At 72.8% G+C, this 3424-nt stretch carries 1 protein-coding gene and 2 pseudogenes; all 3 read left to right on the top strand.

Annotated elements, in window-relative coordinates:
* Positions 1-1963, top strand: a pseudogene (locus JNW89_RS31615) (M4 family metallopeptidase); the annotation flags it as partial.
* A 184-nt stretch (positions 1964-2147) separates the two neighbouring features.
* Positions 2148-2564: a TOBE domain-containing protein gene (locus JNW89_RS31620; protein ID WP_238451855.1), complete on the top strand. Its 417-nt coding sequence runs from the start codon at positions 2148-2150 to the stop codon at positions 2562-2564.
* A 5-nt stretch (positions 2565-2569) separates the two neighbouring features.
* Positions 2570-3347 (top strand): annotated as a pseudogene (gene modA / locus JNW89_RS31625) (molybdate ABC transporter substrate-binding protein).
* The last annotated feature ends 77 nt before the right edge of the window (positions 3348-3424 follow it).

A 3424-nucleotide genomic window follows, 5' to 3' on the forward strand; every position in this document is an offset into this window, starting at 1 on the left:
CCCCGAGCCCGGCCCCGGCACCCGCCGAGGCCCGCGCGCTCGCCGCCAGCGCGGCCAGCTCGCTGGTGGCCAGCCGGCCGCAGTACCTGCACGCCGGCGCCAACGACGGGTTCGTCCAGAAGCCGGTCATCTCCTCGGAGGGCACCCAGTACGTGCCGTACGAGCGCACCTACAAGGGCCTGCCGGTGGAGGGCGGCGACTTCGTCCTGGCCACGAACTCCGCCGGCCAGGTCACCTACGCCTCGGTGGCCCAGCAGCGGCCACTCGGCGAGATCGCCACGACCCCGAAGCTCACCGCCGCGACGGCGGAGAAGACGGCCCGCGCCCAGCTGCGCACGGTCGCCGGGATCGAGGGCACCACCCTCGTCGTCTACAACCTCGCCGAGACGCCCACCCTGGCCTGGCAGACCACCCTCGCCGGCACCTCGGCCGAGGGCCCGAGCCGGCTGACCGTGGACGTGGACGCCGCCACCGGAAAGGTGCTGCGCACCCGGGAGCGGGTCATGGACGGCACCGGCACCGGTTACTACAACGGGCCGAGCCCGCTGGCGCTCAACACCACCCTGTCCGGGAGCACGTACTCGCTGAAGGACCCGAACGTCGCCAACCAGAGCTGCCAGGACGCGGCCACCAACACCACGTTCTCCGGCTCCGACGACGCGTGGGGCAACGGCAGTGGCACGAGCAGGGAGACCGGCTGCGTCGACGCGCTGTTCGCCGCGCAGACCCAGCACAAGATGCTCTCCCAGTGGCTCGGCCGTAACGGCGCCAACGGCACCGGCGGCGCCTGGCCGATCCGGGTCGGCCTCAACGACCAGAACGCCTACTACGACGGAACCCAGGTCCAGATCGGCAAGAACACCGCCGGTCAGTGGATCAGCTCGATCGACGTGGTCGCCCACGAGATCGGCCACGGCATCGACGACAAGACGCCGGGCGGCATCTCCGGCGGCAACACCCAGGAGTTCGTCGCGGACACCTTCGGCGCCGCCACCGAGTGGTTCGCCAATGAGCCGTCCACCTACGACGCCCCGGACTTCCTGGTCGGCGAGAAGATCAACCTGGTCGGCAACGGCCCGATCCGCAACATGTACAACCCGTCGGCGGTGGGTGACGCCAACTGCTACTCCAGCAGCATCCCGACTCAGGAGGTGCACGCCGCGGCGGGTCCCGGCAACCACTGGTTCTACCTGCTGGCCATGGGCAGCAGCCCGACCAACGGCCAGCCGACCAGCCCGACCTGCAACGGCAGCACCGTGACCGGCCTCGGCATCCAGAAGGCCATCAAGATCATGTACAACGCGATGCTGCTCAAGACGTCGTCCTCGTCGTACCTGAAGTACCGCACCTGGACGCTGCAGGCCGCCAAGAACCTCTACCCGGGCAGCTGCGCCGAGTTCGACACGGTCAAGGCCGCCTGGAACGCCGTCAGCGTCCCGGCCCAGACCGCCGACCCGACGTGCAGCACCAGCCCGACGCCGACCCCGACCACCACGACCACCCCGCCGTCGGGCGGCTGCTCGGGCCAGAAGCTGGCCAACCCCGGCTTCGAGTCCGGCAACGTCAGCTGGACCGCCTCCTCGGGCGTGATCACCAACTCGACCAGCCAGGCCGCGCACGGCGGTTCCTACAAGGCCTGGATGGACGGGTACGGCTCCACCCACACCGACACGCTGTCGCAGTCGGTGAGCATCCCGGCCGGTGCCGCGCCACCCTCAGCTTCTGGCTGCACATCGACACCGCCGAGTCGGGCAGCACCGCGTACGACAGGCTGACCGTCAAGGCCGGCAGCACCACCCTGGCCACGTACTCCAACGTCAACGCCGCCGCCGGCTACGTGCAGAAGACCTTCGACGTCTCCTCGCTCGCCGGCACCACCGCGACCATCTCGTTCAGCGGGGTGGAGGACAGCTCGCTGCAGACGTCCTTCGTGGTGGACGACACCGCGCTCACCCTGAGCTGATCCGACCCGTACCACCGGCGGTCGGTCGCCGCGTCCCGCGGCGGCCGACCGCTGTCGTCCGCGCCGGCGCCCGCCGGGCGCACCGCCGCCCCCGCAGATGCGGCCGTCCACCCGCCATCACCCTCGGGTGCGCGAGGCAGGTCGCCGCTTCCGCCATGCAGACGCGAGCCGCTAGGGTGACCCGGTGACCGTGTTCCGGATCAGCGAGGCCGCCGAGCTGTTGGGCGTCAGCACCGACACCGTGCGGCGCTGGGTGGACGCCGGACGCCTGCCGGCGAGCCGGGACGAGCACGGCCACCGGCTGGTCGACGGCGTCGAGCTGGCCGGCTTCGTCCGGGCCCAGGCCGCCGAGCCGGACGGGCGCGCCGAGTTCTCCTCGGCCCGCAACCGGCTGCGCGGGATCGTCACCGCCGTCGTCCGGGACACGGTGATGGCGCAGGTCGACATCCAGGCCGGGCCGTTCCGGGTGGTCTCGCTGATGAGCCGGGAGGCGGTCGACGAGCTGGGCCTGACGGTCGGGTCGGTCGCGGTCGCCGTGATCAAGTCCACCACGGTCGTGGTCGAGCGGGCCGCGCCGCTGCGCGGGAGGAACAGCGGATGACGAGGATCCGCGCCGCGCTGGCCGTCCTGCCGCTGGTGGCCGCGCTCGGCCTCGCCGGCTGCGGCGGCGACGCCGATGACGGCGACCCGAGCGGGGTCACCGGCACGGTGACCGTCTTCGCCGCCGCGTCGCTGACCGAGTCCTTCACCGCGCTGGGCCGGCAGTTCGAGGACGCGCACCCGGGGGTGCGGGTCACCTTCAACTTCGCCGGCAGCTCGGCCCTGGCCACCCAGCTCACCCAGGGCGCCCCGGCGGACGTGTTCGCCTCGGCCGCCGCGCGGAACATGGCCACCGTCACCGACGCCGGGGCCGCCGACCGGCTCCCCCACCGTCTTCGCCCGCAACCAGCTCGTCATCGCCGTGCCCAAGGGCAACCCCGCCGGGGTCGCCGGGTTGGCCGACCTGACCAGGCCGGGCGTCAAGGTGGCGCTCTGCGCCGAGCAGGTGCCCTGCGGCGCGGCCGCCACCAGGGTGCTCGGCGCGGCGGGCGTGCAGCTGACCCCGGTCACCCTGGAGCAGGACGTCAAGGGCGCCCTGTCCAAGGTGAGGCTCGGCGAGGTCGACGCCGCGCTGGTCTACCGCTCCGACGTCAGGTCCGCCGCCGCGAAGGTGGACGGCGTCGAGTTCCCCGAGTCCGCCAGCGCCATCAACGACTACCCGGTGGTGGTGCTGAAGGACGCGCCGAACCCGACCGCCGCCCGCGCCTTCGTCGAGCACGTCCGCTCCGAGCAGGGCCGGAGCGTGCTCACCGACGCCGGCTTCCAGCCGCCCACCGGGTCGTGAGCGCCGCACCGGACGCCGCTGCGCCGCGTACCCGGCGGCGGCCGGGCCGGCGGGCGCCGGTCGGGCTGCTCGTACCG

The sequence above is a fragment of the Micromonospora sp. 4G55 genome, from assembly GCF_016803375.1.